We start from the raw sequence: 4675 nt of genomic DNA, 5'->3' as shown, positions 1-4675 counted from the left end.
AATGCTATCTCACTGGCAGAGCGACTCTTAGCTGTTGGATGTTTCACCGAGATCATCAACTGGCGCAAGCGGTTATTCATTCCGGTTTCAGACAAAGCGCCAGCTATTCTAGCGGCTGTGATTGAAATCTTGGGATAAGTCAAAAGCTGATGTATCTAATAAATACATCAGCTTATTTTTCGCTCAAACACAAGTGTGATTTTATTGTCCGAAATGAAGGTAAGCGGACGATTTGTCGAGGTAATCTAAAGACGGGGGAGGAGATATTTCCACTTTCAGAAGAACGTGCCAGTGAGCTAGAAGTTATGATTTTAGAGAGGGAACGATTACTTCAAAGGAAACATGAGCCATCACATAATGGACACCATATTAGCAGTCATAATATTGAGTTGAACTGAAGTAGCAAGAAAGATTCTGTAAATGTACTAAATAGCACACCCGCTTTTATTAAATTACGATTACCTTTGAAACCGCGATAATAATTCTTCACGGTCAGCCTGTAAAAGTAAGCCAAGATATTCTTCCCTAGATAACTGCATTAACTGAGGAATAATTGCCTCTAACTCACTATCTAAATTTCCAAAACGTACTTTTAAAAGCGTCGAAATTGTTTCCCTTCTTTCGATTTCCACACCTTCTTGTTGCCAACTTGTTACAATCTGCATAACTTCCTCCCGTTCATCTAATCCCATTGTACTAATCACCGCTTGAAAAACCTGCTTCTCAGTATCATCAAGCCGCAAATAAGTATCAACAAACCCCGAAATTAATTGCATCCGTGCTGGATCTAACCTTAAAGTTGTCAGTAACCGCAAACATTCCGCCTTCACCTGCGGACGTTCTGACACCGCAATATTCATCTTCGCCATCAACGCCGCTGCCACTGGATTGTATTGCGTTAGAAAATCCCGCCAACTTAGGCGATTTAATTGAATTGCTGCAAACTGAAATTCCAGTACCTTTAAATCGCCAAACGTGACACGATAATTTTGAGATTCAGCACGTTTTGGTTCGTCGAAGGAGAAAATCACAACTGGATAAATTGGTAAATCATATTTTTCATGCAAGCGTGCAAAATACTTAAACATCCGCTTGGCAAATTCTGACTCAGTATAAGACTGATTTTCAACGTGAATTAAAAAATAAGTTTTTTGTTGCTGATAACGCACCTGCGCCAGCAAATCAATTTCTTTCTTTTCGCCAGATGTGACATCAGTAAATACATCTTGGGGTAAAAACTGGATAGAATCGCGGTCTATTTGGCTGGCTACTTGAGGCAGGAATAAATCGAGAAACTCAACAAAAAATGTAGATATTAGTTCTTTGAAAAGCCTGTCATGGTCAATCATTCTAGCAACTCCTCCAACATGGGGCAGATATAGCGTAGCTGACACCAGGGGCAAAATAGTACAAATTTACCTAAAACCGAGGTTTGTAGTATGCCAATGATAAAACGAAAGCCCTTATTCTTTTGTTACAGGTTGTCTAACAACAAGCAAACATAACTTGGATGATTTATCTAAAAATAATACTTAAAAAGCTTATACACTAATGCTTTCCGCCTATCTTGCTCCTAGTGTCAGCTACGCTATATTTACCCCGACATGAAATTTATTGGGGACGGAAAACGTTTTCCGTATAGTTCCAAGTTGCTTTTTGAGCCTGAATAACGAGCGTTGAACTTGATTTCGTTTGAAAGATAGAGTATAACAAAACGCAAGCATACGAAATTGCAAATAGATGAAACAAGTTGTTCTCTGGATTGGAGCCAATGCCGGAGGAGTTTCCAAAACTACACTAGCTGTTCATATTGGCTATGAAATGGCAAAGCGCGGCTTTGACGTTGTGCTACTCGACTTAGATACTAACGTTTCCATGAGTCAGTTTTGTGGATTAGACAAAGATCCACCATTAGAGCAAACAATCGCCGCAGTATTCAGCGAGGATTTTGATGGTAACTGGCCTTTACTGATGCCAGAATGGGGAAAGCCGAAGGGTAAATTACAAATATGCTTGGGTGGGCCAGTAATGATTCAAGTTGGGTCAGATTTGGCAGTTCGTAATCGCCGGGAATATGTTTTGGCAGACAGGTTTGAAGATTTTCCTTTGCCACACCAACTTGTGATTCTGGACTGTCCTGCTACATTGGGTAATCTCAATGATGTCGCACTGGCAGTAGCTACGCATATGTTAATTCTTGTTGAACTTAGTCCCAAATCATTAACAGGGGCAAATGTTTTGCTGTCTTGGTACCGAGGGGCTTGTAAAAAGTTGCGCTTAAATCCCCAGCCCCAGATACTAGGATTTGTACCTACTAAGTATGACAGTGGCGAAGCAGCGCAAAGGGATTTGCTCGGTCAGTTACCAGAAATGCTTTCGCCTTTGAAGATAAAATGTTATCCGCACGTCCGCTACTCTTGCGAATTCAGTAATGCTTCTGGAAAAGGCATCCCTTTGCATTTGCATCGCTCAACACATAAAGCTATCAAGGATCTTCATCCTATCTGCCAAGAATTATCAGCTATATTGCAGGAGGATAAGGGTGACAACCAAAGGACAAAATAAGAGTTATGACTATTTCTCTGCTAATGCACAAGTAGCAGAATTTGAAGAACAATTACTTCAATCGCAACAGCGTATTGCTGAACTAGAGTCACTAAATGCTCAATTACAAGCACTACCAAGAAGTGAGAGCATTGACGATCCGACTGCTAAATTCGCTGTACCAATTGATAAAATTGTTTGCCCTACTGAACAAGTACGCCGTTATTTCGATATAGATAAACTTGCTACGTTAACTGCTTCTATCAAAGAAGTGGGAGTGCAATCACCATTGTGGTTGCGTCCTGAGCGGGACGGGAAGTATTTATTGATTGCGGGTGAGCGTCGCTATCGTGCAGCACGAAATGCAGGCTTAATGGAAGTTCCTGCTCTGATATTAAACGTTGATGACGCTTCGGCTCTAAAGCTATCCTTATTGGAAAATTTACAACGAGAAGATTTAAATCCAATAGAGGAAACAGAAGGAATACTAAATTTACTTTCCTGGCAAATGGATTGTACTGTCAAAGAAGTAATTGCTTTATTGAACAGGAAAGCACATTTAGATAAAAAGAAAGTTGAGTGGTCAGATGAAAACACGGAAAATGTTTTCCGTAAGCAGTGGGAGATTGTAGAGAGTGTCTTTATGACGGTAGGTAAGCTATCACCAGAAAGCTTTCGCGTCAGTCGGCTACCTCTACTGAATATGCCAATTGACGTAATAGAAGTACTACGTTCTGGGCAAATAGAATACACTAAAGCTAGAGCGATCGCCACACTGAAAGACAAAGCTAAGAGAGCTAGTTTGTTGACAAAAGCGATTGCTGAGAAATTATCTTTAGCAGATATTCGTGATTGGATCAAAGAGACAAAGGATCAGGAACCTCCTTCTTTGAAGAGAGAATTTCAAGACATATCTCAGAAAATATTAAAGTCTTCACAGTGGTCAGATCCCAAAAAAGCTAAGAAGATTGCAAGTCTTTTAGAACAACTAGAATCATTGTTAGCGGATTAACAGAAAATTGGAAACTACTAGTTCGGCAAGTCCACTGAAATCAAGATGTCCATGAAATCTACTGAGAAAGCTGAACCTGTCAGCAAGTAGTGACCCGCTCGTTACGTATTCAGCAAGAAATTAGAGATCAAGACTGAATTGCTTTTCAACAAAAGATTGACAGTAAAGTATAAATCAAAGAGTCAACAACAATCTAATTTAATTTCTGCTGCGTTGATAAAAAAGATTTCAAAATTTTCTACTGGGGGCTATATGGGGGTTATATATGCCCCAACAATAGTTCAGCACTTGTGGGACATTTTGACCCCTATATAGGGTGCATATAGGTGCTAAGTGGGGTATATTTGACTGGCTGACATTTTGTACCCCATTTAGCCCCCAAGGAGTTATGATAAGCTCTTGAGTTGGGAAAATAAGGGTGAAGTTATTTTATTCTTCTTTCTCTTGCTCTTGCAGATCACTTGAACAGATAATTTTCACAAATTAAAGTGTATTACGTTGGAGCCTATGTCAAACATTCACACGTTGCAAAAAATTTTTCCTGCTGGCTTTGATAACGGTTATGGAAGCCTAAAACTTTTAGTCGATGGCTTTGAAGTAGTTCGTGTGCCCAGCTATATAACCAATGCCGAGATGGAAGATGTTCCAGGACGGGTAGTTTTTAACGGCACTGCTTACACAGTTGGAGAGTCAGCTTACCGTACAGGAAATTATTTTGACCGCAACACAGACAATAATGAAAATAAAGTCAATAATGCGTTGTTGACTTTATTGGGTGCATTGGCACATCTACCACACCGTAAGGCTTGGCACTTAAAATTAGTTGTCAGCTTACATGATGTTGGTCTGGCATCAGAACTACAAAAAGTACTAAATGGAGAATATCAGCCAATACTTGCTGGCAAGCAATCAGAAGTCAAAGTAGAAGTAGTTAAAGTCGTACTAGAGGGAATGGGTGCATTGTTTGGGCATCCACTACCCAAAAAATTAACCATTTTAGACTTTGGCAATGGTACGACTTTGTATTCTCGTTATAACCGGGGTCAGCGAGAAGTTCACACCGCCTACCCCATCGGTGTGGAAGTTCTCATCGATGATATCTCCCAAAAAATGAAACAT

The 4675-nt window shown here is 40.0% G+C and carries 5 protein-coding genes; 4 read left to right on the top strand and 1 reads right to left on the bottom strand.

The features are described from left to right. Positions 1-149 precede the first annotated feature (149 nt). Entirely contained in the window at positions 150-398 is a 249-nt protein-coding gene (locus LC586_RS39590; protein WP_229491243.1) for a hypothetical protein, read from the top strand. A 60-nt stretch (positions 399-458) separates the two neighbouring features. On the opposite strand, the gene LC586_RS39585 is transcribed toward LC586_RS39590, so the two are convergent. Beyond that, the gene (locus LC586_RS39585; RefSeq protein ID WP_229491242.1) at positions 459-1349 is read right to left on the bottom strand and encodes an Rpn family recombination-promoting nuclease/putative transposase; all 891 of its coding nucleotides are present in this window, start codon (positions 1347-1349) and stop codon (positions 459-461) included. Positions 1350-1740: 391 nt separating this feature from the next. Between LC586_RS39585 and LC586_RS39580 the strand changes: the two genes are divergently transcribed. The 3 genes from LC586_RS39580 to LC586_RS39570 all read left to right on the top strand — a co-directional run. Next, positions 1741-2565: a ParA family protein gene (locus LC586_RS39580; RefSeq protein ID WP_094333529.1), complete on the top strand. Its 825-nt coding sequence runs from the start codon at positions 1741-1743 to the stop codon at positions 2563-2565. After that, the gene (locus tag LC586_RS39575) at positions 2543-3556 is read left to right on the top strand and encodes a ParB/RepB/Spo0J family partition protein (RefSeq protein WP_229491241.1); all 1014 of its coding nucleotides are present in this window, start codon (positions 2543-2545) and stop codon (positions 3554-3556) included. Before LC586_RS39580 ends, LC586_RS39575 begins: the two co-directional genes overlap by 23 nt. A gap of 507 nt (positions 3557-4063) precedes the next feature. Continuing rightward, a partial coding sequence (locus LC586_RS39570) for a ParM/StbA family protein (protein ID WP_498072195.1) occupies positions 4064-4675 on the top strand: 612 nt, incomplete at its 3' end.

It is taken from the genome of Nostoc favosum CHAB5714, from assembly GCF_020829495.1.
In the GTDB taxonomy this organism is placed as follows: Bacteria; Cyanobacteriota; Cyanobacteriia; order Cyanobacteriales; family Nostocaceae; genus Nostoc; species Nostoc favosum.
This window is presented reverse-complemented; position numbering and strand designations above follow the sequence as displayed.